The sequence below is a fragment of the Shewanella sp. MF05956 genome (genome assembly GCF_059758055.1).
Genome location: NZ_JCAYNV010000012.1, coordinates 18,181 through 44,135, shown reverse-complemented (window position 1 = coordinate 44,135; position 25,955 = coordinate 18,181). Strand labels below are relative to the sequence as shown.

23 protein-coding genes are annotated in these 25,955 nt (G+C 40.1%); all 23 read right to left on the bottom strand.

Going from position 1 to position 25,955, the window contains the following annotated elements; translation table 11 throughout:
- Positions 1–8: 8 nt before the first annotated feature.
- Positions 9–1,070 (bottom strand): TDP-N-acetylfucosamine:lipid II N-acetylfucosaminyltransferase family protein, encoded by a 1,062-nt coding sequence (locus AC19MX_RS14115; protein WP_498298880.1) that lies wholly within the window; start codon positions 1,068–1,070, stop codon positions 9–11.
- Positions 1,067–2,197: a dTDP-4-amino-4,6-dideoxygalactose transaminase gene (rffA, locus tag AC19MX_RS14110; protein ID WP_498298878.1), complete on the bottom strand. Its 1,131-nt coding sequence runs from the start codon at positions 2,195–2,197 to the stop codon at positions 1,067–1,069. Before rffA ends, AC19MX_RS14115 begins: the two co-directional genes overlap by 4 nt.
- Positions 2,184–2,753, bottom strand: coding sequence for an acyltransferase (locus AC19MX_RS14105; protein ID WP_498298876.1), 570 nt, complete (start codon positions 2,751–2,753; stop codon positions 2,184–2,186). Before AC19MX_RS14105 ends, rffA begins: the two co-directional genes overlap by 14 nt.
- A 2-nt stretch (positions 2,754–2,755) precedes the next feature.
- On the bottom strand, positions 2,756–3,484 hold the full coding sequence (phbB, locus tag AC19MX_RS14100; protein WP_498298874.1) for an acetoacetyl-CoA reductase: 729 nt from the start codon (positions 3,482–3,484) through the stop codon (positions 2,756–2,758).
- A gap of 19 nt (positions 3,485–3,503) precedes the next feature.
- Positions 3,504–4,373: a glucose-1-phosphate thymidylyltransferase RfbA gene (gene rfbA, locus AC19MX_RS14095; protein ID WP_498298872.1), complete on the bottom strand. Its 870-nt coding sequence runs from the start codon at positions 4,371–4,373 to the stop codon at positions 3,504–3,506.
- A gap of 97 nt (positions 4,374–4,470) precedes the next feature.
- The gene (locus tag AC19MX_RS14090; protein ID WP_498298870.1) at positions 4,471–4,821 is read right to left on the bottom strand and encodes a four helix bundle protein; all 351 of its coding nucleotides are present in this window, start codon (positions 4,819–4,821) and stop codon (positions 4,471–4,473) included.
- An 8-nt stretch (positions 4,822–4,829) separates the two neighbouring features.
- Positions 4,830–5,915 (bottom strand): dTDP-glucose 4,6-dehydratase, encoded by a 1,086-nt coding sequence (gene rfbB / locus AC19MX_RS14085; protein WP_498298868.1) that lies wholly within the window; start codon positions 5,913–5,915, stop codon positions 4,830–4,832.
- Between the two features lie 12 nt (positions 5,916–5,927).
- Positions 5,928–6,671, bottom strand: coding sequence for a glycosyltransferase family 2 protein (locus AC19MX_RS14080; protein ID WP_498298866.1), 744 nt, complete (start codon positions 6,669–6,671; stop codon positions 5,928–5,930).
- Positions 6,672–7,640, bottom strand: a complete 969-nt coding sequence (locus AC19MX_RS14075; RefSeq protein ID WP_498298864.1) for an exopolysaccharide biosynthesis polyprenyl glycosylphosphotransferase — start codon at positions 7,638–7,640, stop codon at positions 6,672–6,674.
- Between the two features lie 226 nt (positions 7,641–7,866).
- Positions 7,867–8,853 (bottom strand): Wzz/FepE/Etk N-terminal domain-containing protein, encoded by a 987-nt coding sequence (locus tag AC19MX_RS14070; protein ID WP_498298862.1) that lies wholly within the window; start codon positions 8,851–8,853, stop codon positions 7,867–7,869.
- A 340-nt stretch (positions 8,854–9,193) separates the two neighbouring features.
- On the bottom strand, positions 9,194–9,571 hold the full coding sequence (locus AC19MX_RS14065; RefSeq protein WP_498298860.1) for a four helix bundle protein: 378 nt from the start codon (positions 9,569–9,571) through the stop codon (positions 9,194–9,196).
- A gap of 291 nt (positions 9,572–9,862) precedes the next feature.
- Complete coding sequence (locus AC19MX_RS14060; RefSeq protein WP_498299035.1) at positions 9,863–12,322, bottom strand: SLBB domain-containing protein; 2,460 nt, start codon at positions 12,320–12,322, stop codon at positions 9,863–9,865.
- Positions 12,323–12,957: 635 nt separating this feature from the next.
- Positions 12,958–13,467 (bottom strand): transcription/translation regulatory transformer protein RfaH, encoded by a 510-nt coding sequence (gene rfaH, locus AC19MX_RS14055; RefSeq protein WP_498298858.1) that lies wholly within the window; start codon positions 13,465–13,467, stop codon positions 12,958–12,960.
- Positions 13,468–13,807: 340 nt separating this feature from the next.
- The gene (locus tag AC19MX_RS14050; RefSeq protein WP_432399241.1) at positions 13,808–14,365 is read right to left on the bottom strand and encodes a DUF4136 domain-containing protein; all 558 of its coding nucleotides are present in this window, start codon (positions 14,363–14,365) and stop codon (positions 13,808–13,810) included.
- Positions 14,366–14,638: 273 nt separating this feature from the next.
- Positions 14,639–16,381 carry a sugar phosphorylase gene (locus AC19MX_RS14045; protein WP_498298856.1) on the bottom strand — a complete coding sequence of 581 codons (1,743 nt, stop codon included), beginning with the start codon at positions 16,379–16,381 and terminating at the stop codon, positions 14,639–14,641.
- Positions 16,382–16,454: 73 nt separating this feature from the next.
- On the bottom strand, positions 16,455–17,675 hold the full coding sequence (locus AC19MX_RS14040; protein WP_498298854.1) for a glycosyltransferase family protein: 1,221 nt from the start codon (positions 17,673–17,675) through the stop codon (positions 16,455–16,457).
- Between the two features lies 1 nt (position 17,676).
- Positions 17,677–18,534: an HAD-IIB family hydrolase gene (locus AC19MX_RS14035; protein WP_498298852.1), complete on the bottom strand. Its 858-nt coding sequence runs from the start codon at positions 18,532–18,534 to the stop codon at positions 17,677–17,679.
- A 2,592-nt stretch (positions 18,535–21,126) separates the two neighbouring features.
- The gene (ruvX, locus tag AC19MX_RS14030) at positions 21,127–21,546 is read right to left on the bottom strand and encodes a Holliday junction resolvase RuvX (RefSeq protein WP_498298850.1); all 420 of its coding nucleotides are present in this window, start codon (positions 21,544–21,546) and stop codon (positions 21,127–21,129) included.
- A gap of 265 nt (positions 21,547–21,811) precedes the next feature.
- The gene (locus tag AC19MX_RS14025; RefSeq protein ID WP_498298849.1) at positions 21,812–22,372 is read right to left on the bottom strand and encodes a YqgE/AlgH family protein; all 561 of its coding nucleotides are present in this window, start codon (positions 22,370–22,372) and stop codon (positions 21,812–21,814) included.
- A gap of 28 nt (positions 22,373–22,400) precedes the next feature.
- Complete coding sequence (gene yciH, locus AC19MX_RS14020; RefSeq protein WP_498298847.1) at positions 22,401–22,730, bottom strand: stress response translation initiation inhibitor YciH; 330 nt, start codon at positions 22,728–22,730, stop codon at positions 22,401–22,403.
- A 253-nt stretch (positions 22,731–22,983) separates the two neighbouring features.
- Positions 22,984–23,997, bottom strand: a complete 1,014-nt coding sequence (gene hemH / locus AC19MX_RS14015) for a ferrochelatase (RefSeq protein WP_498298845.1) — start codon at positions 23,995–23,997, stop codon at positions 22,984–22,986.
- A 201-nt stretch (positions 23,998–24,198) separates the two neighbouring features.
- The gene (locus AC19MX_RS14010) at positions 24,199–24,732 is read right to left on the bottom strand and encodes a glutathione peroxidase (protein ID WP_432399249.1); all 534 of its coding nucleotides are present in this window, start codon (positions 24,730–24,732) and stop codon (positions 24,199–24,201) included.
- Between the two features lie 119 nt (positions 24,733–24,851).
- Entirely contained in the window at positions 24,852–25,952 is a 1,101-nt protein-coding gene (locus AC19MX_RS14005; RefSeq protein ID WP_498298843.1) for a putative porin, read from the bottom strand.
- Between the last annotated feature and the right edge of the window lie 3 nt (positions 25,953–25,955).

Sequence of the window (25,955 nt, the reverse complement as noted above, 5' to 3'; positions counted from 1 at the left end):
GGAGTGAATTATTTATATAATTCCGTAAGACCAATAACCAAGTTATCTTCACTAAAATAGTTACAAACAATTTTATTATTATTAACTGCTAATTCCGAAGGGATTTTATTAAAATCAAGTTCTTCTATGAGAAAAACAGATAGATTAAGATTTGTTAAAAATTCGTAAGAACTTGTCTCTTTACACATAAAAACTTTTTTACCACGACCTAAAAGGTTAATAGTGTTCCCCATAGCTTGTTGTCTATTATGTGCAAAAATTGCTATATCAACTTCATCTAAAATTTGGTTGTACTTATCTAGCGGCATAAAATCAAGTAATGGGTAGAATTTATTTCCAAATAGTGATACCCCCATCTCTTTTATGTTTTTACCATACTCAAGTGAACCATATGAAAGGGGACAATAAATCCGCTCAATACAATTTTCAAAATCAAGTGACAAGATTTTCTGGAATACTTCTTTATGATTATTTGTTGGATCTGCTGAATTACCAATAAGCAAAGTCACTTTACTATTTTTTGTTACTGTAGATTTTACTATATCTGGATAAATTTCACTGTTAAAAATATTACTTTTATAGACAATGCAGTTATATAACTTACATGTAGCACCATACCACTTTTTAGCATTGCTATAATCACCATCTACATAGGTTACGATTCCACCCAACCTTTTAATTAAAACCGTTCTAAAGAATTCGTTAACTTTATATTTTACATTCTTATTGACTGACTGATGATAATAAAGATCGCCTCCCCATATAATCCAATAGCACTTGTTATGTAACCAAGGCATAAAACATAAAAGAATTGTAAGCTGATTCAAAAACAAGCCGTGCAGAATTATTTTATCATTAGAGTGTGCTTCTATTAAAAGTCTAAATACAGCCTTAACACTTTTAAACTTCTCAAAATGAAAAGTGTTCTTATCTTGAACATAACTATGCTTTTCAAATGCACCAAAAGTAACAAAATTGTGTTCATCTTTAGAAAAATATTGCCTTGTTAGACTAATAAACCCAGGGAGAAATTTTTCTAAAGATGCTAAATGTAATATTTTTTTACTCATGTCTTTGCAAAAAACTGAACTATATGCTTACAAACAAAATTAACCTGTTCATCAGTTATTTCATAATATAGAGGAAGTCTCAACAAAGTGTCAGTATAAAAATCAGAATTTGAAAGTACAGAACCTGTATGTTTACTTTTAAAATATTCACTGCTATGCAAAGAAAGATAATGAAATACTGCATGAACACCATTATCTTTAAGATATTGAATTAAAGCAGTACGCTGCGCTAAATTTGAGCATGTCAAATAAAACATGTGTGCATTATTTGTTGAATAATCAAATACTTTCGGTAATTTTACACCTGTACCTTGTAAGGCTGGATTAAGATTATCAAAGTATCGCTGCCAAATAGATTTTCGCCTGTTTTGTATCGTGTCGATGTTTTCAAGTTGAGCATAAAGATAAGCAGCAATAATATCTGATGGTAAGAACGAAGACCCTATATCGACCCAACCATACTTAGCAACCTCACCACGGAAAAATGATGAACGATTAGTTCCTTTCTCACGTATGACTTCTGCTCGATGAATATATTTCTCGTCATTAATTACTAGTAAGCCGCCTTCCCCTGCAATGATATTTTTAGTTTCGTGAAACGAAAATGTACCAAATGAACCAATGCTACCGAGAGGTTTGCCCTTATAATAACCATCAATCGCTTGAGCAGCATCTTCTACCACAGGTATATTGAATTTAGTAGAGATAGACATTATGGCGTCCATGTCACATGCAATACCTGCATAATGTACAACAACTATCGCTTTGGTTTTAGATGTAACTAGTTTAGCAATTTCAGCAGGATCTATATTGGGATGATCATTATAGCTATCAGCAAAAACTATTCTAGCCCCACGTAAAGCGAATGCATTTACAGTAGAAACAAATGTATAGGAGGGTGCAATAACTTCATCACCTGGCTGAATATCTAATAAAATAGCAGCCATTTCTAGAGCATCTGTACACGATGTTGTCATTAAGACTTTTTTAAATCCAAATCGATTTTCAAAGAAATCATGACACCTTTTAGTGAAAATTCCATCACCAGAAATCTTGCCAGAAGTAACAGCTTGAGAAATATAAACTAATTCTCGACCATGAAGGTAAGGTTTATTAAATGCTATCATTTTGTTCACTTTTATATAATAGTTCTAACGCTAATAAGTCTTGTGATCTATTTTTCACTCTTTTAGCGGGATTTCCGACATAAATTCCCCAAGGTTCGGTACTTTTACTCACTAAAGTCATTGCACCAACAGAGCAGCCTTCAGCGACAGTGACACCGGGGAAAATTATAGAACTTGTGCCAACAATAACGTGTCGGGAAATATGAACAGACTTCTTTGTTTCTTTTTTATACTTTTCTGGAATAGTTGGATTCGTCATGGTCCTACCAGAATAGTCATCTGACTGACTAAATACTTGTACGCTATAAGCTAAACCAGAAAAATCCTCTAGTGTAACGCCCTCACTACCACCTGCAACTAGACAATAAGGAGCAATATGAACATTTTTACCTAGACTAACCGTTCCTGAAATTACACAAAAATCATCAATCCTGCTGTTGTCATCAATTTCAATGCAATCAGGGTTGTAAATACTTGCCTTAGTACTAATTTTTACATTTTTTCCAATTTTCTTAAAACCTAAATTAGCTAATTCATTTTCTGTATAGTAAGCCATAATTAACCTATAAATAATCCACCGTTGACCGGTATATTAGCACCAGTTATGTAGCTATTCTGATCACTTACTAAAAAAGAGACCACATTTGCTATTTCTTTGGTTTCAGCAAGCCTTCCTAATGGAATAGACGATTTAATTGATGAAAGCACATCTTCTCTGATCGTATTCATCATCTGAGTATTAGTATAACCAGGGGAGACTGTATTAACTAGAATATTACTTCTTGCGGCTTCTTGAGCCAATGCCATAGTAAATCCGTGAACACCTGACTTTGACGAAGAATAGTTAACCTGACCAGCCTGTCCTTTTTGTCCATTTACTGATGAAATATTTATTATTTTTCCAGAGCCATTTTCTCTCATCATTTGATAAATGGGCTGAGTAATATTAAAAAGAGATGATAGATTTACATTTATAACATCAAACCAATCTTTACTACTCATTTTATGGAAAAAACTATCAGATGTAATACCGGCATTATTAATTAAAGCATCAACATGCCCATATTCCTTTATAATCTTTACTGCATTTTCTACATCAGAGACTTCAGTAATATCACATTTTATTAACACACCAAAATTAGTCCAAAAATCTGAATCTTCATAACCTATTAATTTATCATTTCTGGACAAACCAATTATAAAATATCCATCATTAGCTAATTTTTTTGAAATTGCGTCACCAATACCTCTTGTAGACCCTGTTACAACAGCAATTTTTCTTTCCATGATAAAATACCCACACTACTTAATATGATTTCAGAATACTTTTCAAATATTTACCGTAATCATTTTTTTGATATATTTTAGCTGCTTTCTCTAATGCTAACTTGGTTAACCATTTATTATTAAAAGCAATCTCTTCAAGGCATGCAATTTTATAGCCCTGTCTTTTCTCTATAGTTTCAACAAACATAGCGGCTTGCAATAAACTCTCATGAGTGCCAGTGTCAAGCCAAGCAAACCCTCGGCCTAGCAATTCAACATTTAAATCGCCCATGTCTAAATAAGCTTCATTTATGCTTGTTATTTCTAATTCACCACGATGCGATGGTTTAACATTTTTCGCAATTTCAACAACACGACTGTCATAGAAATATAGACCTGTAACAGCAAAATTTGATTTAGGTTTGATTGGCTTTTCTTCAATACTTATAGCTTTTTGGTTTCGGTCAAATTCAACAACACCAAAACGTTCAGGATCTTTTACCTGGTAACCAAACACTGTCGCGCCCGATTGTCTAGAAGCTGCTTTCTTAAGTATTGGGGAAAACCCCTGCCCCCAAAAAATATTATCTCCTAATGCAAGGCAGACACTTTCATTCCCAATAAAAGACTCACCTATAAGAAAAGCCTCTGCTAGTCCATTTGGCTGATCTTGAACAGCGTATTCGAGTTTAATACCAAAATCAGTACCATCACCGAGTAGACGTTCAAAAGAAGATTTATCTTCAGGAGTAGTGATAATTAAAATTTCACGTATACCCGCTAACATCAGTACTGAAATCGGATAATAAATCATTGGTTTGTCGTATACAGGTAATAGCTGTTTAGATATTCCTTTCGTTATAGGATATAAACGTGTGCCTGAACCGCCGGCTAGAATGATGCCTTTCATAAAACTGTACCTGTGTAGCGTGAAGGGGGAAGTGCTAAGAGAGGTGTAATCCAACCACCCAATTTAATTTCTACTTTACAATTAAACTTCATTATTCTTACCTTGCTTTCAAGCTGTTAATTAACCCACCCAATTGAGCAAAAGTGCTTTCTATTAACTCTAAAGTTGTTTTGTTCAATGGTGCAAAACCAAGACGGTTTGCAATTTTTAATTGGGTTTGCACTTCGCTTAATGAACCTCTAGCTATGTATAGAAAACGTATAAATTCAGCATCACTTCCTCTAGCTGCGCCCTCAGCTATATTACTAGGTACAGATACTGCAGCTCTGCGCAACTGGTTGATTAAACCAAATCGTTCATCAATTGGGTAAGTAGCTGTTTCTTTATAAACTAGCTCAACCAATTCCATACTATATTGCCAAGCCCTTAAGTTTTCGTGAGTACGCATTCTACCTCTTAACTGTCTATCCCTAAACGTTCGCGTTGGTAGCTACCATCTTGTACATGCTGACACCAAATTTGGTTCGCTAAATACCATTCAACCGTTTTACGTAGGCCTGTTTCGAATGTTTCTTCTGGCTGCCAGTTAAGATCTTGGCTGATTTTACTTGCGTCAATCGCATAACGACGGTCATGACCTGGACGGTCGGTTACATAAGTGATTTGTTCAGCATAAGGCGTACCTTTTGGTACTAGAACATCTAAAATGTTACAAATGGTTTGTACTACTTCAAGATTTTGTTTCTCGTTATGACCACCTATGTTATAGGTTTCACCAACCTGTCCTTGAGTAACAACCTTGAAGAGTGCACGAGCATGATCTTCTACATAAAGCCAGTCACGAATTTGATCACCTTTGCCGTAGATTGGTAATGTCTTACCTTCTAACGCATTTAAGATAACTAAAGGGATTAACTTTTCAGGGAAATGATAAGGGCCATAGTTGTTAGAACAATTAGTTACTATCGTAGGTAACCCATAAGTACGTAACCACGCTCTAACTAAGTGGTCGCTTGAGGCTTTTGAGGCAGAATAAGGACTGCTTGGCGCGTAAGAAGTTGTTTCAGTAAATAAAGGTAACTCTTGATTTACTTCTAGGCTATTTTGTTCATCTGGATGAGGTAAGTCGCCATACACTTCGTCTGTAGAGATATGATGGAAACGAAAGGCTTTTTTAGCATCATCGGCTAACGTATTCCAATAAGTACGCGTAGCTTCAAGAAGAGTATAGGTACCGACGATATTGGTTTGAATAAAATCTGCGGGGCCAGTAATTGAACGATCAACATGTGACTCTGCGGCTAAATGCATAACAGCGTCAGGTTTATGAGTACTAAAAACCCGGTCTAATTCGACTCGGTTGCAGATATCAACTTGTTCGAAAATATAACGTTCGTTTGATTCAACACTTAGTAGTGATTCAAGATTACCTGCATAGGTCAATTTATCTAGATTTATTACGCTGTCATTAGTATTGTTAATGATATGACGAACTACAGCAGAGCCAATAAACCCTGCCCCACCTGTAACTAAGATTTTCATATATATACTCTTTTAAATACGACTTTTAACAAAACCTTTGTATGCGTAAACAGCAAAACATTTGATAGTTTGTATAATATTTAACCCTACAACATCACGATAAAAGTTCCATTGCCATTTCAAAATATCAAACTTATTTTGTGTCATTCCAGAATCGACTCGATATTTGGCTAATACCTCAGGTATACCATGTGCCATATTAATATCTTTAAGTATACTTAACCAAAGCCCCATATCTTGCCTTTTACGGATTAATGGCATGTAACGCTTGCCTAGCAACTCAGAGTCATATACAGCTGTAAGGCAGCCGATTATATTGCTGTATAATAATTGTTGGTAAGTAACTGTTGATTGAGGTTTTACAAAACCACCATCACCTTTATCGCCAAACTTTTGATACCAGGTATATGACAATGCAATAACATTTTTTTGCATGTAGTCAATTTGAATTGCTAGCTTATTATCTAGCCACAGGTCATCTGAGTCTAAAAAGGCGATATATCTTCCTTTAGATTCTTTGATTGAACGGTTTCTAGATCCACCAGCTCCAAGATTTTGCTCATTTGCGAACAACTTGATCCGTGTATCTTTAGATAAAAATTCATTGATAATATTAATGGTATTATCTGTTGACTTATCGTCAGTAATTAATAACTCCCAATTGGAGTAATTCTGTTTTAAAACTGAATTAATACTTTGAGCTATTGTTTTTTCTGCGTTATAGCTCGGCATTATAATTGACACTAATGGCTGCATTTAACGCCCCATACCAAACAACACAACCTTAACGGTTTTAAGCAAGATTTTAATATCTAGGAAGGTACTATGATGTTTAATGTAATAAATGTCATATTTGTGCTTCCATACTGCATCCTCAACCGATGCACCATATGGATAGCATACTTGTGCTAAACCAGTAACCCCCGGTTTAACAGCATGTCTAAATCGGTAATATGGAATTTCTTTTTCCAGCTCTTCAATAAACACTTCACGTTCCGGACGAGGGCCTACAATTGACATTTCACCTTTGAAGATATTAATAATTTGTGGTAACTCGTCAATTCGCGTTTTTCGAATAAAGTTACCAACCTTAGTTACTCGAGCATCATTTTTTGACGCCCATTGAGCGCCTGACTTTTCGGCATCATTCCGCATTGAACGAAATTTTATGACCTCAAACTCTTCGTTATATTGGCCGGTACGTTTTTGCTTATAAAAAACACCGCCAGGCGACTCTAACTTAATCGCCATAGCAGTCAGTAACCCAATAGGAAACGCTACGATTGATAATAATAAAGCTGAAATAATATCAAGCGAACGCTTAGCGTATTGAGTACGTTTAGTTGACAGGATTGAAAACGCTTTTTGATGTAAAAAATAACTGCTGTGTAATAATTTTACTTCGGTATAACCGAGGCGAGAATCTAAATAACTGACTAACGGCTCAACCCAGGCACCTAACTCAGTAGCGACGACTAAATAATGACGTTGCTCTTTGGTTAAATCGCTTGCGTTGTAATGACAAACTACCTTCTTGTTTAAATCTGTGATGCTGTAATCGTTTAACACCATATCGAATGAGTAATCATCTACTATTTGGCCTATGGTTTTTTCCATCCCAGTTGGGCAATAGACGTAGATTACTTTTTGCTTTAACGCTTCACTTCTCGATTTGAATCGGTTAGTTACTTTTATCGCTTTAAATTTATCATTGTTATAGAACATTTCATCTCTCATGAACTTAATAATTCTCAAGCTTGCTGCGTGTCCATTTCGCAGCAGCTAAAAATATAGTCGTCACTAAAAAATCGAATATTATCTATCGATAGAAAATAGAGGATTACCGGTATAGCTCAAATTTGTAAACAGTTCTAGGTTCTAGGTTCTAGGTTCTAGGTTCTAGGTTCTAGGTTCTAGGTTCTAGGTTCTAGGTTCTAGGTTCTGCAAAATATTAATCTTTTTTTCTAACAAAATATCTAATTAATACCAACATGACACCGAGCATTCCACCAAGCATTGTGCCTAACACGCATATTAGTGCACGTTTAGGTTTAAACTTTTCTTCTGGTATTAATGCGGGATCTATTGTTTTAAATACATACTCATCGCGAACTTCAGCAAACATGATTGTTTTTGCTTGTTCTTCAATGAGTTTATATAAAATTGAGCGAATGTCGGCTACATTAGTTTGTTGAATTTTTGATTCTAAAAATGCGGTACTTTTAATCGCTTCCGCAACATCACGTTCTTTCATGACATTGTTAATGTCTTGCACTAACCAGTTAACCCACTGTTGAGCAGCTGATGGAGATAAATGCTCTACAGATACAGTAACCATGCCGGTTTCTTTCACAGAGTTAACTACAATAATTTTAGAAAACACTTTAAAAGCTTCTTGCATTGAAGGTTCAGATTTAAAGGGTGGCTTAACTTCTCGTACCCAATTTTTTTGAGCTGCATCATACAAATCTACATCGTACGATAGTGTATTGTCTGCCATGTTCCATTTTTCTGCAGCCATTAAATCAGGTAAAACATTGTGTTTTTTAATAAAATCACTGGCGAATTGGCGTGATTTCATGACTTCGATGGCCATTTGAGTTTTATCAACGCCACCGCCGCCACCTAAATTAATTCCAGCCATACTTGCCAAACCACCAAACTGGCCCGCAAGTGCTGCTAAGCCACCACCGCCTTGCTCTGAGTCTGCTGGAGATAATAATGCTTCAGATTTGTATATGTTTGGTTGGTTAATCGCAAAAACAACTGCACCGACAGCAAACACCGCTGTGATAGCAATAATTAGCCACTTGCCTTGCCAGATTACTGAAAACAACTCACGAAGGTCGATTTCGTCGTTTTCAACGTTTCCCATTGGTTGGGTGGCATAGGGTTGAAATTGTGCATCTGGGTTTAATTGTTTATTTTGGTTATTCATAATTCTATTTTGTCTGGGAAGCAGTTGCTAGATTCTAGGACGCTTCGCGGCTAGAGCGCTACGCTGCTATAAAGTCAAAAGATACCAGCAGATATCTGCTAAGTGTTTTGTTTGTTGCTGGTTGTATCAAAAGCAACAGCCTAGATTCTAGGACGCTTTGCGGCTAGAGCGCTACGCTGCTATAGAGTCAAAAGCAAAGCCTAGATTCTAGGACGCTTCGCGGCTAGAGCGCTACGCTGCTATAGAGTCAAAAGCAAAAGCAACAGCTTAGATTCTAGGACGCTTCGCGGCTAGAGCGCTACGCTGCTATAAAAGCAAAAAGCATCAGCGCTTCGTTAGATTACTCTATTGTGTAATCGGGGCTATCTTCTTTTATCTTTGCTTGTTTTTGTTTAATAAGAGTACCTAATATTTTGGCTAACTCTTTAGCTTCTTTTACCATCGACATAGCAATTTTTTTATCAAGATATTCGATTTCCGCTCCGATATATAGCTGAGTAACAAGCTCACCTAAAGAACCTTTTGCATAGTATAGAAATCTTATTTTTTCTTTAAGGGTTTCACGCTCTTCTCCCTCCGCTATGTTTGAGGGAACAGATAAGCCTGAACGTGTAATTTGATCTTTGAAACCCCAGTTACTCACTGACTCAGTCAACTTATAAATATCACAAGATAATCTAGAAGCTCTTTTCCATACATCCAGCTGTTCGAAACGCATATCAGTTCCTTGTCTAGTACCTAGAATCTAGAGCGGTATAAAATCTAGGTTCTAGAGTCTAGGACGCTTCGCTGCTAGAGCGGTCGAAGACTAAGTACTAGAATCTAGGACACTTCGCTGCTAGAGCGGCCTACGGCCTGCTATAAAATCTTAGAAGCGAACAGACCTAGTAGCATAGCGACCTAGCAGTGACGAAGTCACGGCCTAGCAGGACGTAGTCCGCTCTCTGGCGAGCCTGCGAGTTCCTAGAACCTAGACACTCAGGCGAGCCTGCGAGCTACTAGCGCCTTCTTACAACGTTGCGACTGCGGCTACTGCGATGGCGCTGTTGTAGATAATGGTGGTGACTTGGCCCCATAGGGTTAGGCTGTCTTTATATTCGGTATCTAACGGGACAATGATGGTGTCGCCTGGTTCCATTTTACTGCTGCTCGTAAACCAGGTTGATTCGTTTGGCATGGCAACAGAACCGTCGGCTTTAATGATGTAAATACGATCATCATCAGCACGTTTACGTGAACCGCCAGACAACTCTAGATATTGGTCGAATGTGACACCGTCTTTGAATCTATGGGTACTAGGATGCTGTACTTGGCCCATGACTGATACAGTTTGATTTTTAGGTGGGACGTATAATGCATCACCGTCTTCTAAATCCAGGTTGGCTTCATCTATATCAAGCGCTATCGCATTTAAATCGACGATTAAACGCCCTGCTACTTGCACGTTTTCAAGCTCTTTAAGCATTAATTGCGCATCGGCATAGCCAACTGTTGGGGTGTCTTTGGTTAATGCTTTAGCAGCTATTTCGCGGCGTAACTCATCTGATAGTTTAGCGAGCTCTAGACGCTCTTTATCTTTAACCGATTGGCGTAAAAACACGGCGCTTTTTAATGATGCATCTTCGGTATAACTGCCGGCGCGTGCAATCACATCTTTAAGCGTTTCACCACGTTGTATAGAGTAAGTACCCGGGAACTTAACCTCACCTTTGATGGTTACCCAACGGGTTTCTTGCCAATCTGGGAGCATTCTAACCGTTAGAATATCTTTGCTCTGTAACGCGATAACCGCTGTTGGGTCTGTCATTAATTCGTTTAGATTAAGTTGTTGATGCTCGATTTTAACGCCATCTTGTTGTGAAATAATCTGACGGGTTAATTCTGCTGACATGGTATAAGAGCCCTCTTCAAGCCCACCAGCAGCTATCAATAACTCTTTTACATCTGCATTTGTTGTTAAAGGATACTCCCCAGGGAAGCGTACACTGCCGTTAATACTAACCAGCTTAGCTGCATCGCCAAATCGACTTTGCTTTTTAAGTTGACTGATAACTGGTTTTAGAAGTTGTACGCGGTCTTCATAATCGAATACTAAAATGGTATCACGCGGTTGTAATACCACGTTGAACTCAGAAAACGGTTCTGCAATTGCGCGGCCAAGTGCAATACGTTGCACCTCAATATCACCACGTTGATTAACTTCACGAACCAGTAATGCATAATCTAAATCTGCGGTAATCGTTAAGTTACCCCAAATTGATGGCAGTAAATCTGCCACTTTAATTTGGTTAACCCATTGATATTTACCAGGGCGGATGACCGCGCCAGCGATAGTAATGGCATTGTCGATGCGGTTAGATGCTGATTTAACGTTTAGCACATCGCCATTTTTAACTTGGGTTGATAAACCGCTATTAGCCGTTAAATCGACGTTAATGACCGTTTTAACTGCTTTGTCACTAAAACGTTCAACCACACTGGCTTTTGGGAATGCACCAGGGTTTAAACCACTGGCCATTTTGATGACATCTGCCATTGTTTCGCTGTGTTTAAGCTCATAGATGGCAGGACGACGAACTTCGCCCATTACACTCACTGTTCCCCCCGCAGAAGGAATGAATACTACGTCACCTGATTGTAAACGTTTGTCACCTGAAGCATCGCCGCGCATTAATAAGTCATAAAGATCTAACGACCCGACGGTTTTACCTGAGCGCTTTAATTGAATATTACGTAATGAACCTATTTGGTTAATACCGCCAGAGATAAACAATGCTTGGGTAATCGTAGATAAACTAGAAACAGTATAAGAACCTGGCTGGTATGCATCGCCAGCAACAAAAATACGAATTGAACGCAATTCACCCATCGTAATACTTGAGTTAATGCCAATCATACTTTGAGCAATTTTATCTTGAAGTAAGGTTCTCGCTTCTGAAAAAGATAAGCCAACTAATGATATAGGGCCTAAATCAGGAAACTGTACTGCACCATCACGACCAACCATTAATTGGTAATTATTGTTTTCTTTACCATAGAGTTGAACATTAATGGTATCGCCAGGGCCAACCATATATTCAGCAGGTACTGGAACATCTGAAACTGGCGCAAACGTTGTTGGAGAACCGGCAAAGAGATCATAACCAAATGGCTTTAGTTGCTGCTCTTTTTTGTTATCTATTGCATCAGCTGTCGCTTCGGTTTTGGTTTTTTGGGTTAGTGATTCATCGTCTGACTGATCTAATACATTGTTAGCGGTGGCGCGAGGCTCTACAACCTGGGGATTTGATACCGTTGTTACTGCACTTGATGCTGATAACATTGAAGGGTCGATACCATATTGTTTTGCTATGCGCTCTTGCTCTGATTTTGGCAGTTGTTTAAATTGCTCAATCATTTGTGGGGATGGCGTTACAGCCTGTACTTGCGTACTGAAAATAATAATGGCTGACAAGCCAGCAATTAACATGTTTTTGGTTTTATGCAACACCAGGTATCTCCAATATTATTTTAAATTAGGTTTGATTTTAGGAACTCGCAAGCTCGCTAATCTTAGATTCTAGGAACTCGCAAGCTCGCCAGAGAGCGGACTACGTCCTTCTAGGTTCTAGGTTTAGCAGCGTAGCGACCTAGCAGCGTAGCGACCTAGCAGCGTAGCGACCTATTTCAGACACGCTACCGACCCGCGTGGCGGGCGAGACGCCCTTCGGCGTTCACTAAAAGACAGAAACTATTCTGTCTTTTGCCTTTCAGGCACGCTACCGCCCATGGATTACGGCTTCCAACTTGCCCTTCGCAATGCGAATTTTTAACTTTTTTTGTCGTACTTATGCTTATAAATGAATCACAGCGTCGTACTTATGCTTATAAATGAATCACAGCATAATAATCTAGCGCGAGATTATACTCAAAAACACGTTGAAATGCTTTAGTAAAAACACTCGCTTGTTTAACAATCTGCTTTAAACGCTATTAAATTGTGCTAATGGATATTCTTTAGCCAATTTATTGCCTTAAACCTGATACCCTCAACAAAAAGGCTTAACTACTATGGGCAATATCCTACAAAGGTAAGAGTGTATCTCTGCTCAAGGTACCTTTTTGCTATGATTTCTCATTCAAGCTTACAGACTTAAGATTACTCAATTCGACTAAAATCCGTTTTTGCTGCCCCATAATGGTAAACAATACATGGCAGCGTTTATCTGGGTTATTTTCGTCGAATATAGCCTCAAGGTCTTTGAATGGGCCGTCTACAAATGTGACTTTATCGCCTTTGGTTATCGGTTTTTCAACTTCAGGGACATGCCCTTGAACGCGCCTTTTCAGCGCTGAAATAATTCGGTCGTCAATGGGGGTCATGTCTTCTCGACAGCCGACTATGCGATTAGCACCACGTGTATTGTGGATTTTGCTTACGCTAGTGACTTCTGGATCGAAATAGATAAACAGATAACTTGGGAAAAGAGGTGCCGTAACCATTTGGGTTTTATTACGAACCTTTTTTTGTTGGCTAATCATAGGTAAATAGCTTTCGACTTCTTGCAAAGCCAAATTTTGCTGTGCACGTAATTCTTCACGTGATTTGCAATACAGTAGATACCAAGATTTCATTGTTACTCGCTTGTTTAATTTACTCATTTGTCTGAGTAAGTGACGTCCCATTCACAACAGTCAATAATAACAAACTTAGTGATTCTTTTGAAACCATTTAGGCTCTAAATGCCTATAAATACGCCACTTCTAGCACATAACCAACCAATAAAAGTGGAAGAATGGGTTTACCTGAATCTAACATATTGATTTGGCTCTACAGATAAATACATTATGGATTTATGGTATGAGTGATGGTTAACTATAATTTATCTGTTTTTAGTAAAATAAAAAATAAACCTCGATTGAATATCGAGGTTTATAGTAAGCATAACCATTATGTCGATTAAAAAACGAGCGCTTATTGGCCTGGTTTAGGTGGGTAATTCATCATAACAGAACCGATAGCCTGATTAATTGTTTCTACTCGCTCTTGTGGAGTACTTTGCTCTCTAACCGTGTCAGCAATCGTGCCACGCCATATAAGCTTACCGGTTTTATTGTCGACTAAATCAACCATTAATGTACCGACTTCGTATTCACGCACTATCGTTTCTGTTTGCATTGAACCGGCGAGTCCCCAGCGCGGACCATAGTATGGGTTGTATCCGAAATGGCTATTAAAGGTGTCTACGTTGATTTTTTTATCGACTTTTGTAATGTAATTAACTAATAAGTCAGCGTTAGGTTTATCGACTTTACTGATGCCTTTTTGGCTTAATTGAGTTTCAATTGCCGCTCGGACGCGTTGGTCCATAAGGCCATCTAAATGGTATTCAGTTTCGGTATTGTTTTTTTCTACCCAGGCGTAAGACTGGTATTGGCTAAAGTTTACCGATGGGTCAAAGTCTGAACTTGATTTTAAGGTACTACAAGCGCTTAACGCTAATACCGCGGCGGCGATAAACAGTTTTTTCATTACAGACTCCAAAACAATATGTTAATGCATATAAGCTTATAGAGCACAAAGATGTTGTCAAGTTAACTAGAATTTATAAATGTCCTAGGAACTCGCAGGCTCGCCAGAGGTTCTAGGTTCTAGGTTCTAGGTTCTAGGTTCTAGGTTCTAGGTTCTAGGAACTCGCAGGCTCGCCTGAGAACGGACTTCGTCCTTCTAGAAGCGAAGCGTCCTCGAAGTGACGAAGTCACGCCCTAGCAGCGAAGCGTCCTAGGTCCTAGCCCCTTTTTTTGACTATCCTTTATTGCTGATCCATACGGTTTGATATGGTTGCAGTTGTATTGTTTTGGTGATGTCTTCGATTTGGATCCCGCTGAGTAAATCAATCCAGTATTCTGAAATCACTAGATTGAGCTCATTAATGGGCAAGTCGGTTACTTGGTCTGACACGTTACTGATGCAAAAAATACTTTGTTTACGGTTGCGGCTTTGACGCCAAAAGCCAAACAGTTGCAGGCCGAGGTGTAAGGTAAATTGCGTGGCATTTGGGTGAAATGCAATTTGTTGTGTGCGTATATTGATAAGCTTTGTCATCGCAGACAATACCTGGCTGTGAGTACTTTGCGCATCACTTAACTGTTGCTTTAAATTGTCTAGCTCCCAACGATGACGGTTGATGGCTCGGTTGTGCGAGGTATTGGCGAGCTTTTCATAATCATTACGCGTGCCAAGTAAGCTGTGTATGTAAATTCCAGGTATGCCTTCTAGCGCCAGCATGATGCTATGAGCACACATAAAGCGTTGCATGCCCCATAAATCTTTACCTTTTGTGGTGCCTTGCAGTGCATCGTAAAGGGCGATGTTCATCTCATACGGTTTTTGGGTACCGGTTTCGGTGGTTCGTGCTGATATTTGGCCACCAAATTGTTTCATGGTATCGACGAGTGTTTCAATTTCATCGTCATCTAATAAGCCTTCAACCGGGCGCAAACCGATACCGTCATGCGAGGCGATAAAGTTAAAATATGTAGTGCCATCTTGTGCCGGCGGCATACTCATTAACCAGCGCTTTAAATATAAACAGCTGCCTGTGATTAAGGTGTTAATGAGCAAGGGAGGCAGTGAAAAATTATAAATACAGTGGGCTTCGTTGGCATTGCCAAAGTACGTTAGATTTTGTGTATTGGGTATATTAGTTTCAGTGATGATCATTGCATCGTTTTGTGCATGTTCAATGAGGGTGCGCAATAAACGAATGACCTCGTGCGTTTGCGGTAAATTGATCGATTTAGTTCCAACGACTTTCCATAAAAATGCTACCGCATCGAGCCTAAAAATACTCACACCAGCATCCAGGTATTGACGAATAATCGTCACAAATTCGATTAATACTTTTGGGTTTCTAAAGTCAAAATCGACTTGATCGTGGCTAAAGGTAGACCACACATATTGCGTTCCGCTAGGTGTTTCTGTGGGTCTTAATAGTGCCGATGTGCGCGGCCTTACAACTTCAGATAAATCATCGTTTGGTTGCGCGGTAAAAAAGTAATCATGACCAGGGCCATCACCTTTGCAGAAGTTATCAAACCACAAGCTTCGACTTGAGCAATGATTGATGACTAAATCTGACATTAACCGACGTTTACTCGCGATAGCACTGATGTCTGCCCAATCACCTAAACTCTCATTGACACTAGAGTAATCGATAACGGCAAAGCCATCGTCTGAGCTGTAGGGGAAAAATGGCAAAATATGCACGCCATTGATACAACCAACATAACTGTCGATAAATTGTGACAATGTAGTCAGTGGCCGCTCACCTTGCTGTAAAACACTATCACCGTAAGTGATCATGATGGTGTCTTTTTCAGACCAGTGATTGGCAAAAGGTTCTGGTACTTGACTAAACTCGGTGATACGCATGATTTCGATGAGTTTTTGTGCCAAGGTGACAATCGATATATCGAGATCAATGTCTTTATAAATACACTCAAGTTGATGTTGCAGTTTTTGCTGTAGTCCATCCATTACTGACATAGAAAACCCTTTAAATTATTGTACTTAACCTTAACTTGAGGTTATTTAATATTTTGCATCAATGAGTCACTGTTTATCGAAACTCGGCGTTATCGGCTTCAACTGCGGCTTTAAGTTGCTCAAGTACATCTGGCATGGCACTCACCACTCGGCTCCAGGTTGGCATAAACGGGGTTTCCATAGGATTATCTAAAAAGCGTTGCCCTGCGGTAACAATATTTTGCGCAAACATTTCAACGGCTTTTTCTTCTAAATGAATATCTGTGGTTAAGCCGTTCATTAACGCATCATTATGATATGTCTCAACATAATCAAGGGCGACACGGTAGTAAGTGGCTTTTAATGTGCGAAATGATTCTGTACTGAAGGTTTCACCCTGGGTTGCTAATTTACGGAAAAACGCTTTGGTAATATCAATCGACATTTTGGATAAACCCGCCTCTTCGTTGTCGAGTGATAAGTCTTGATGTTTGTGATCATAATTGTCGGCAATATCGACCTGACAAATACGATTATGGGCATAATTACGTTGCATTTCAGACAGCACGCCTATTTCTAAGCCCCAATCACTCGGTATGCGTAAATCGGTCAGTACATCGCGTCTAAAAGAGAATTCTCCTGCGAGTGGATACCGAAAACTGTCCATATATTCCAGGTATTCGTTGTAGCCGACCACTTTTTTAAGTGCCTTAATAAGCGGAGTGACTAATAAACGAGAGACTCGACCGTTAATTTTGCCATCGGATAATCTGGCGTAATAGCCTTTACTAAATGCATAGTTAAATTGTGGATTGGCTACCGGGTAAAGTAACCTGGCTAATAATGACTTTTCGTAGGTGACAATATCACAGTCGTGCAAGGCGACAGATTCAGATTTACCCGACGCTAAAATATAACCCATGCAATACCATACATTGCGGCCTTTACCCAATTCGGTTGGTGCTAGCCCAAGCTTTTGTAATTTGGCGTCTAGGGCTTGTAAACGTGGACCGTCATTCCATAAAATACGGTGATGTTGCGGTAATTCACCAAAAAAACTCAACGCATGTTTATATTGTGCTTCATCAGCACGATCTAAGCCAATCACAATTTCTGACAAGTAAGGTACATCTTTAAGATTGGCCACAATGCCTTTCAAGGCGTCGCCTTCTAGCTCTGAAAATAATGACGGTAAAATAAGCCCTAGTGGACGCGTTTTTGCAAATTTTAATAAGTCTTGTTCGAGTTCTTCGTGAGTGCGGCGGGTTAAGTTGTGCATTGTGGTAACAATGCCATTTTGATAAAAATCGGCCATGTTAAACGCCTCCTAAAGACATTGATGTTGAGGGAGTTGCCAGTGTCGGGGTTAATAAGGTTGCGGTAATACATTCAGCCCAACCTTTGGGCCCGCATTCCTGGCTTTTTATGGTGTGTTTTTTACTTAATACAGGGAAGTCATGCGTTGGTGATTTGATTTGAATCGCGATATCCGCGGCCTCTAACATGGCACTGTCGTTACCACTGTCACCTAAGGCGATTGTGGTTACCTCGCTTTGGTATTGTTTGGCATATATTTGAGCAAGCCAGTTCATGGCTTTGCCCTTATCGCTTTCACCGCCTACGTGTAAAAAGCGCCCACCTTGGAGCATATGCGCACCTAAAGATGTCATGTGTTTAATAAATTCTTGTTTACGCGCTTCATCGCCTTGCCACAACACTGGCTCCGAATAGTGTCGAACCAATGCTAGACGCGCCTTATCGGGCGCTAAATCTGTGACTTCACATAGCTCTTCAACACTAAATGATGAAAAACCAACATACTCATCTTCAAATTCAACCGCTTGCTGCGCTAATAGCTCCAGCCAATGCTCTCGAGGTGGGCAAAACTCTTTAACCCAGTAATAACCTTGCTCAAGGGTGCCTTGAGGTTGCTCATTGAAATAACCAATGGGGATATAAATAACCGCGCCATTTTCAGATATAAACGGTGAATTAATACCAATGGTTTGTTGCAACTTTTCCATTTCGGCAAAGGTTTTACTGGTATTGGCAATAATAGGAATATGACGCTCATTGAGCGCTTCAATCACTTCAATGGCATTATTAAAACTGTAATCGAAGTGGTCGAGTAATGTTCCGTCAATATCAGTGAAAATGAGTGGTTTAGTTGTCATATCATGTCCCTTTATCATCATTGAGTGCTGAGTGAACAAAGCTATAAAAGCGTTAGCTAGCGATGCTAGGTGGCTAAAAAGGTAAGCTTAGAAGCTCATTCGTTTGCAGCTAGCGTCGATAGCCTTCAAAGCCATTACTAACCGGTTTAACATTCTTTAATCGCTGTCTATTCACTGTTTATTCACTATCGTTAATCTATTGTCGCTCGTCACTTTGCTTTGATTGTCTGTCATTACCTTTATAGTGAAGGATTCAGGATATGTGCCAAGCGTAAAATCATTGCACCTAAATGGTTCAATTAGATGTTAGCTACTGATATAAAAAGAATATTAAAAAGGTAAAAACCAATAAGGTAAAAGTGGTGATTGGGTGTAAAGACGGTTAATTGTGCAACAATGAATAGTTATCGCACTACTTTGGTGCAAATTAGTAAGTGAAAAAGTGTAAAAGCGGCAGGATGATAAAGTGCGATAAATGCTTATCACGATAACCGGTTACGGAACGCTTCGCTTAAAGAAACGAGACCTTAGGCTTCGCCCCTAAGTGCTACTAGGTTTGTAAGTAATAAGTGCTAGGTGATAGGGGTGTTTTCAAACCGCACGTCGTCCTCGAATACTTTTATCGTGATCTTGGTGTTTCTTCACCGCATGTCATCCTCGAATGCTTTTATCGGGGATCCAGGTGTTGCTCAAATGCATGTCATCCTCGAGTGCTTTTATCGGGGATCTAGGTGTTTCTGTTGACTTAGATTTTAGGTTTTAAGTCTTAGATTTTATGATTTAACACATAAAAGCTAACACCTGGATTCCGGCTTAAAAGCACTGCCGGAAAGACGGAGTAATGGGCGGTGTTTCGGGGATCAATCATTGTGTTGTTCCAGCGCACGTCATCCTCGAATGCTTAAATCGGGATCCAGGTGTTTCTGTTGACTTATCTTTAGGGTTTTAGATTTTAAGATTAAACACATAAGGACTAACACCTGGATTCCGGCTTAAAAGCATTGCCGGAAAGACGGAGTAGTGGGCGGTGTTTCGGGGGGCAATCATTGTGTTGCTCCAGCGCACGTCATCCTTGAGTGCTTAAATTGGGGATCAGGTGTTGCTTCACCGCATGTCATCCTCGAGTGCTTTTATCGGGGATCCTGGTGTTTCTTCACCGCGTGTCATCCTCGAGTGCTTTTATCGGGGATCCAGGTGTTTCTCAAATAGCCCGTCATCCTCGAATGCTTTTATCGGGGATCCAGGTGTTTCTGTTGACTTAGATTTTATGATTTAAGATTTTAAGATTTAATACGTAAGGACTAACACCTGGATTCCGGCTTAAAAGTATTGCCGGAACGACGGAGTAGTAGGCGGTGTAGGTGTTTTAAAATGATGTCGTCATAGTTATCACTGAAATACTCTACACGCCCGTCATCCCTGAGTGCTTGTATCAGGGATCCAGGTGTTGCTTCATCGCATGTCATCCTCGAGTGCTTTTATCGGGGATCCAGGTGTTGTTTCACCGCATGTCATCCTCGAGTGCTTTTATCGGGGATCCAGGTGTTGCTGTTGACTTAGGTTTTAAGATTTAACACATAAGAGCCAACACCTGGATTCCGGCTAAAAGCATTGCCGGAAAGACGGAGTAGTGGGCGGTGTTTCGGGGGGCAATCATTGTGTTGCTTCACCGCATGTCATCCTCGAGTGCTTTTATCGGGGATCCAGGTGTTTCTGTTGACTTAGATTTTAAGATTTTATGATTTTAAGATTTAACACGTAAGAGCTAACACCTGGATTCCGGCTCAACAGCATTGCCGGAACGACGGAGTTGTGGGCGGTGTAGGTGTTTTGACATGATGTCGTCATAGTTATCACTGAAATACTCTACACGCCCGTCATCCTCGAACGCTTTTATCGGGGATCCAGGTGTTTCTGTTGACTTATTTTTAGGGTTTTAGATTTTAATATTTAACACATAAAAGCTAACACCTGGATTCCGGCTCAACAGCATTGCCGGAAAGACGGAGTAGTGGGCGGTGTTTCGGGGATCAATCATTGTGTTGCTTCAGCACACGTCGTCCTCGAATGTTTTAATCGGGATCTTGGTGTTGATCTACCGCATGTCATCCTCGAATGCTTTTATCGGGGATCCAGGTGTTGCTTCACCGCCCTTCATCCTCGAGTGCTTAAATCGGGGATCCAGGTGTTGCTTCACCGCCCTTCATCCTCGAGTGCTTAAATCGGGGATCCAGGTGTTTCTTTTGACTTAGATTTTAGGTTTTAGGTTTTAAGTCTTAGGTTTTAAGATTAAACACGAAAAAGCTAACATCTGGATTCCGGCTCAAAAGCATTGCCGGAACGACGGAGTTGTGGGCGGTGTTTCGGGGGCCAATCATTGTGTTGTTTCAGCGCTCGTCATCCTCGAATGCTTTTATCGGGGATCCAGGTGTTTCTTTTGACTTAGATTTTAGGTTTTAAGATTTTATGATTTTAAGATTTAACACTTAAGAGCTAACACCTGGATTCCGGCTCAACAGCTTTGCCGGAACGACGGAGTCGTGGGCGGTGTTTGAACACTCCAACAGCCCTAGTAGCGATCTAGTGTTGAGATTAATACTGGTTTTCAAAGTAGCTTTCGATAATCAATACGGCTGAAACGGCGTCAATCTGGCCTTTTGTTAGCGCTTTAAAGCCGCCTAACTCAAATAATCTCGCTTTAGCATCTGCGGTTGTAAGGCGTTCATCTTGAGTGGCAATTTTCACCCCAAAGCGACCATTGATACGGTTAGCAAATTTCCGTGCTCGTTGAGTCATCTCTTGTTCTGTGCCATCCATGTTTAATGGTAGGCCTACCACGACCAGATCTGGTTGCCATTCTTTTAGTAGTTTTTCGATGTCGTCCCAATTCGGAATACCATCAACCGCTTTAATTGATAGTAACGGAGTTGCACTTGCCGTAATGGCTTGACCAATCGCGACACCGATACTTTTAGTGCCATAGTCAAAGCCTAAAACCGTTTGTGGTTGCATGTATTTCTCTTTATTTAATCGTTTTAGGAGCTCGCCACTCTTAGAATCTAGGAGCTCGCAAGCTCGCTAGAGAGCGGACTTCGTCCTTCTAGGTTCTAGGTTCTAGGTTCTAGGTTCTAGGTTCTAGGTTCTAGGTTCTAGGTTCTAGCAGCGTAGCGTCCTAGCAGTGACGAAGTCACGCCCTAGCACCTAGTAGCGTAGCGTCCTAGCAGTGACAAAGTCACGCCCTAGCACCTAGTAGCGTAGCGTCCTAGCAGCGATACTATTAAGCATGGCCGACTTGGGTCGACATTTGCCAGAAATTGAAGCCCAATGTTTGGGTTGCATTTTGCCAAAGCAGTTCATGGTCAACATTAAACAGTAACTCAGGAGAGGCTTTAATGGTTAACCAGGTATTGTCGGCTAATTCTTGTTCTAATTGATCTTTACCCCAACCGGCATAACCCAAAGCAATGATAAAGTTGTCAGGAGATTTGCCAATTGCAATCGAACTTAGAATGTCGCGAGAAGATGTCAGCATTGAATATTCACTGATTTCAACGCTATTAATCCAATTCTTCTGCGGCGTATGTAATACAAAACCGCGATCGGGAGAAACGGGTCCACCCACCAACACTTCTTCATTAATGGAAAACATTTGTTCTGCAGAGGGATGAAGCTCCATTTGGTCGAGTAACTCTTCAACATCAACACCAATAGGTCGATTGACCATAATACCCATTGCGCCTTTGTCGTCGTGTTCGCAAATGTAAATCACTGAACGTTCAAAAAATGTGTCATCTAATGATGGCATCGCAATTAAAAAGTGATCTTTTAAACTATCCATATGCTCTCCCAAGTCGTGTAGTTAGCGTTTATCCACCCGCTAATTTCACGGTGAAATTCAATTTCTCTAATATGGATTTTACCAGTTCGCGATTGTCTGTCTGTACTTCAATGTTAAAGTCTTTCACTGTACCACCACAACCACATTGTTTCTTGAGTTTTTGTGCTAATTCTTTTAAGGCTTTTTCGTCTAGAGCAAGGCCTTTAATGATACTGACGCCCTTACCCTTTCTACCTTTACTGTCTTTATGAATGCGAACGACTCCATCGCCCGTTGGCACTTCTGCCTGAGCTTTAGGTTGGTCGATGCGACCTTTATCAGTACTATAAACGAGGGTGATATTAGGATCTATTCTCATAACATTTCTTTTCAATGGCCATGAGTTGAGTTTACCAAATCGTAAAAGCTGAGGCGAGGATATAAAGCTAAAAGCCTGAGTACGCAACAGCCTAGAGCGCTGCGCTGCTAGGACGCTACGCGGCTAGATTCTATAAAATCAACAGACCAGCCGCGTCGCGGCCTAGGATCTTAGCAGCGTAGCGGTTCTAGCTGTGACGAAGTCACACCCTAGAAGCGAAGCGCCCTAGCAGTGACGGAGTCACGCCCTATAATTATAAGAAAGGTTTAACCAAATTTGCCATCATATTGATATGGTCTTCATTGTCATTTAGGCATTCGATGTAACGGAAGTTTTTGCCACCAGCATCTTCAAAGACATGACGATTCTCGCCTTTAATCTCTTCTAGTGTTTCTAAACAATCAGCACTAAACGCAGGACAAATTACCGCAATATCGGTAATGCCTTTTTCTGGTAGGCTGCCGATGGTCATATCGGTATAGGGTTGTAGCCATTTAGCTTTACCAAAACGTGATTGGAAGGTAGCCACATATTCATCTTCACTCAACCCAAGCTTTTCGACAACTAAACGCGTGGTTTTCATGCAGAAGCAATAATATGGGTCGCCAAGATGTAAGTTACGTTCTGGCATTCCATGGTACGACATCACTAATTTTTGTGGTTTGCCATTTAATTCAAAGTCTTTTTGAATTGAAGCGGCAATCGCATCGATAAAGTCGGGGTTATCATGATAAGTATTAATGAAATGAAGCGCGGGTAAATAACGCCACTTCATCATCTCTTTTGCTAGAGCATCAAAAGCGGAGCCGGTTGTCGGCGCTGCATATTGCGGATACAAAGGCAGTACCACTAGGTTATCAATGCCTTGCTTGTGCATAGTTTGCAAAGTGGTCGCCACAGACGGTGAACCATAACGCATGGCTAAGTGCACACTCACATCATGCCCTTGTGCCTGCAGCTGGTTTGCTAATTTGGTTTGTTGACGTTGGCTGATATCAAGCAATGGCGAGCCGGCTTCAGTCCACACTTGTTGATATAACGCCGCCGATTTAGCCGGGCGAATACGTAAAATAATGCCATGGAGAATTAACATCCACACTAACTTTGGAATTTCAACCACTCGTGGATCTGACAAAAACTCCGCTAAATAGATACGTACGGCAGATGCGGTTGGCGCGTCTGGTGTGCCTAGATTCATGATCAACACGCCAGTTTTACCGCGTGCTTTATGACCGGTGTCTTTATCTAATCCTGAAAATCTAGCCAAAATATCTTCTCCGTATTCAATCTAGGTAACTTCAACAGCACAAAATAGCGTAAGGTTTTATGCAACCTTATCAATACAATATCTGCTTGGTGCTGAGTTAGGTATTGGTTATCAATCAATTGTATCTTATTCTTTAAAAACAAAAAGAGCGCTAGTTATCGATTTTGATCGTCTTTAGCGCTCTTTCGATAGTGCAGCTGTTTATAATACAGACTCTATCGCTTTTTTCATTTCTTCGCTGTCTGGTTTTACGCGTGAATTAAATTGTTGCACGCTTTGCCCATCGCCAGAGACTAAATATTTATAAAAGTTCCATTTAGGTGAATCACTTTTCTCGCCAAGGTATTTAAACACTGAATTGGCATTATCACCTCTTACCGGCGATGTCGCGACCATGGTAAAGCTGACACCGTAATTGATAAAACAAACATCTGCCGTTTTCGCTTCATCTTTTTCTTCTTGGAAAAAATCGTCAGAGGGGAAACCAATCACCACTAAACCTTTGTCGGCGTATTGTTTGTGCAATGCTTCTAATGCGTCAAATTGCGGCGTAAAACCACAGTTTGATGCGGTGTTAACAATTAACACTGGCTTACCTTGAGTCAGCTCGCACAAATTGACGTTTTCTTTTGAATGTAATTTACGCGCATCGACATTAAGGTATTCAGGACAGCTTGCCGCTGACACACCAACACTTCCCGTTAATAGCGCGATTGCTGTAATGTACTTTATCATTTTGCCAGTCCTTTACTCAAATTACACCCAATAAAAAAGGTATTGATAATCAACTTATCAATACCTTAGCAGATTTCATATAACAGTACGTATTACGGCAATGTTAAGATCATTCGCGTTTAGAAATAAAAACCCACATTGATGTTTAATCTTGAATGCCAGGCCGTGTCACCGTTGTCGATACCAACACCAGGGCCGTTAACGAAGTACATGTTTTTACCGGCAATCCAATCCACATAAGAATACAGTTTACCCGCAGTGATAGCACAGCCGGTTACGTTCTGAATTGAGTCATCTAAGCCTTGACCAGACGCCATCACCTGACTGTAATCGTTATAACAGGTTAATTGAGTAATCGGTCCCCAGTTAACATCAAACGACTTAGCAACGTTAACGATTGCCACATCAGCTTCAGCGGCTATATCAGATTGATACTGGAATGCACCAATCGCAATACGGTTGCTGTCTACGTCATAGTCGTAATGCATGTATTGAAATTGTAATTGCCATTTTTGCCAGTCAGCTTGCCAATGTGCAGCTGCTGCGATGCTGTCTGTGTCGTCACCGTTGATGTTTGCCTCATTAGCCACAAAATCTAACTGGCTAAACTGCAGCGAACCACCTAACTTGTGAGTCACCTCACCTGTGGTAAATTCACGTTCAATACGTGCGTTGATTTGGCCAGACTCTTCGTATGGAGAATCACCCGTTGTTGCTACGTCAAACGAGTAACGATCATAACGAGATCCATTAGCGTATTCGTCATTGGCAAAATATGCTAAGTCATAACGCCAGCCATCTTGTTCGTTTTTATAATGCACACCTGCATCGTAATCATCTTCGAAACCAAGATAGTAAGCAGCGCTAAACCAAAATGAGTGAGCGGCATAAGGTAAAAAACCAAACGGCACTTGGGTTACGCCTACTTGAACTGATTGTGCATCATCAAACTGATAACCCATATAGGCATGATGGATAACATCCATATCTTGATACCAACGGTATTGAGCTGATGCAAATAAGCCATCTTTCGCTTTGTAATTGACGTCGGCACGGAACAATTCAAACTCTAACTTTGCATTGTCGTCGTAATCTTTCCAACCGTAGTTAATTCGTACCGCACCGCCGATATCTAATTCATCTGATACTTTGACTGCGAGTGCTGAACACGAAAATAATACCAGTGAAGTAGAAAGTGCGAACTTTTGCCATAAAAACATGAG

What these genes read in the sequence shown, in the direction of transcription:
- AC19MX_RS14070 (WP_498298862.1), bottom strand. Translation starts at nt 8,853, where the DNA reads ATGAATAACCAAAATAAACAATTAAACCCAGATGCACAATTTCAACCC.
- rffA (WP_498298878.1), bottom strand. Translation starts at nt 2,197, where the DNA reads ATGATAGCATTTAATAAACCTTACCTTCATGGTCGAGAATTAGTTTAT.
- AC19MX_RS14060 (WP_498299035.1), bottom strand. Translation starts at nt 12,322, where the DNA reads ATGTTAATTGCTGGCTTGTCAGCCATTATTATTTTCAGTACGCAAGTA.
- rfbA (WP_498298872.1), bottom strand. Translation starts at nt 4,373, where the DNA reads ATGAAAGGCATCATTCTAGCCGGCGGTTCAGGCACACGTTTATATCCT.
- AC19MX_RS14065 (WP_498298860.1), bottom strand. Translation starts at nt 9,571, where the DNA reads ATGCGTTTCGAACAGCTGGATGTATGGAAAAGAGCTTCTAGATTATCT.
- rfaH (WP_498298858.1), bottom strand. Translation starts at nt 13,467, where the DNA reads ATGAAATCTTGGTATCTACTGTATTGCAAATCACGTGAAGAATTACGT.
- AC19MX_RS14035 (WP_498298852.1), bottom strand. Translation starts at nt 18,534, where the DNA reads ATGACAACTAAACCACTCATTTTCACTGATATTGACGGAACATTACTC.
- AC19MX_RS14105 (WP_498298876.1), bottom strand. Translation starts at nt 2,753, where the DNA reads ATGGCTTACTATACAGAAAATGAATTAGCTAATTTAGGTTTTAAGAAA.
- AC19MX_RS14075 (WP_498298864.1), bottom strand. Translation starts at nt 7,640, where the DNA reads ATGTTCTATAACAATGATAAATTTAAAGCGATAAAAGTAACTAACCGA.
- yciH (WP_498298847.1), bottom strand. Translation starts at nt 22,730, where the DNA reads ATGAGAATAGATCCTAATATCACCCTCGTTTATAGTACTGATAAAGGT.
- AC19MX_RS14090 (WP_498298870.1), bottom strand. Translation starts at nt 4,821, where the DNA reads ATGCGTACTCACGAAAACTTAAGGGCTTGGCAATATAGTATGGAATTG.
- AC19MX_RS14010 (WP_432399249.1), bottom strand. Translation starts at nt 24,732, where the DNA reads ATGATAAAGTACATTACAGCAATCGCGCTATTAACGGGAAGTGTTGGT.
- AC19MX_RS14045 (WP_498298856.1), bottom strand. Translation starts at nt 16,381, where the DNA reads ATGTCAGTAATGGATGGACTACAGCAAAAACTGCAACATCAACTTGAG.
- AC19MX_RS14050 (WP_432399241.1), bottom strand. Translation starts at nt 14,365, where the DNA reads ATGAAAAAACTGTTTATCGCCGCCGCGGTATTAGCGTTAAGCGCTTGT.
- rfbB (WP_498298868.1), bottom strand. Translation starts at nt 5,915, where the DNA reads ATGAAAATCTTAGTTACAGGTGGGGCAGGGTTTATTGGCTCTGCTGTA.
- AC19MX_RS14005 (WP_498298843.1), bottom strand. Translation starts at nt 25,952, where the DNA reads ATGTTTTTATGGCAAAAGTTCGCACTTTCTACTTCACTGGTATTATTT.
- AC19MX_RS14025 (WP_498298849.1), bottom strand. Translation starts at nt 22,372, where the DNA reads ATGGATAGTTTAAAAGATCACTTTTTAATTGCGATGCCATCATTAGAT.
- AC19MX_RS14040 (WP_498298854.1), bottom strand. Translation starts at nt 17,675, where the DNA reads ATGGCCGATTTTTATCAAAATGGCATTGTTACCACAATGCACAACTTA.
- AC19MX_RS14115 (WP_498298880.1), bottom strand. Translation starts at nt 1,070, where the DNA reads ATGAGTAAAAAAATATTACATTTAGCATCTTTAGAAAAATTTCTCCCT.
- AC19MX_RS14080 (WP_498298866.1), bottom strand. Translation starts at nt 6,671, where the DNA reads ATGCAGCCATTAGTGTCAATTATAATGCCGAGCTATAACGCAGAAAAA.
- phbB (WP_498298874.1), bottom strand. Translation starts at nt 3,484, where the DNA reads ATGGAAAGAAAAATTGCTGTTGTAACAGGGTCTACAAGAGGTATTGGT.
- ruvX (WP_498298850.1), bottom strand. Translation starts at nt 21,546, where the DNA reads ATGCAACCACAAACGGTTTTAGGCTTTGACTATGGCACTAAAAGTATC.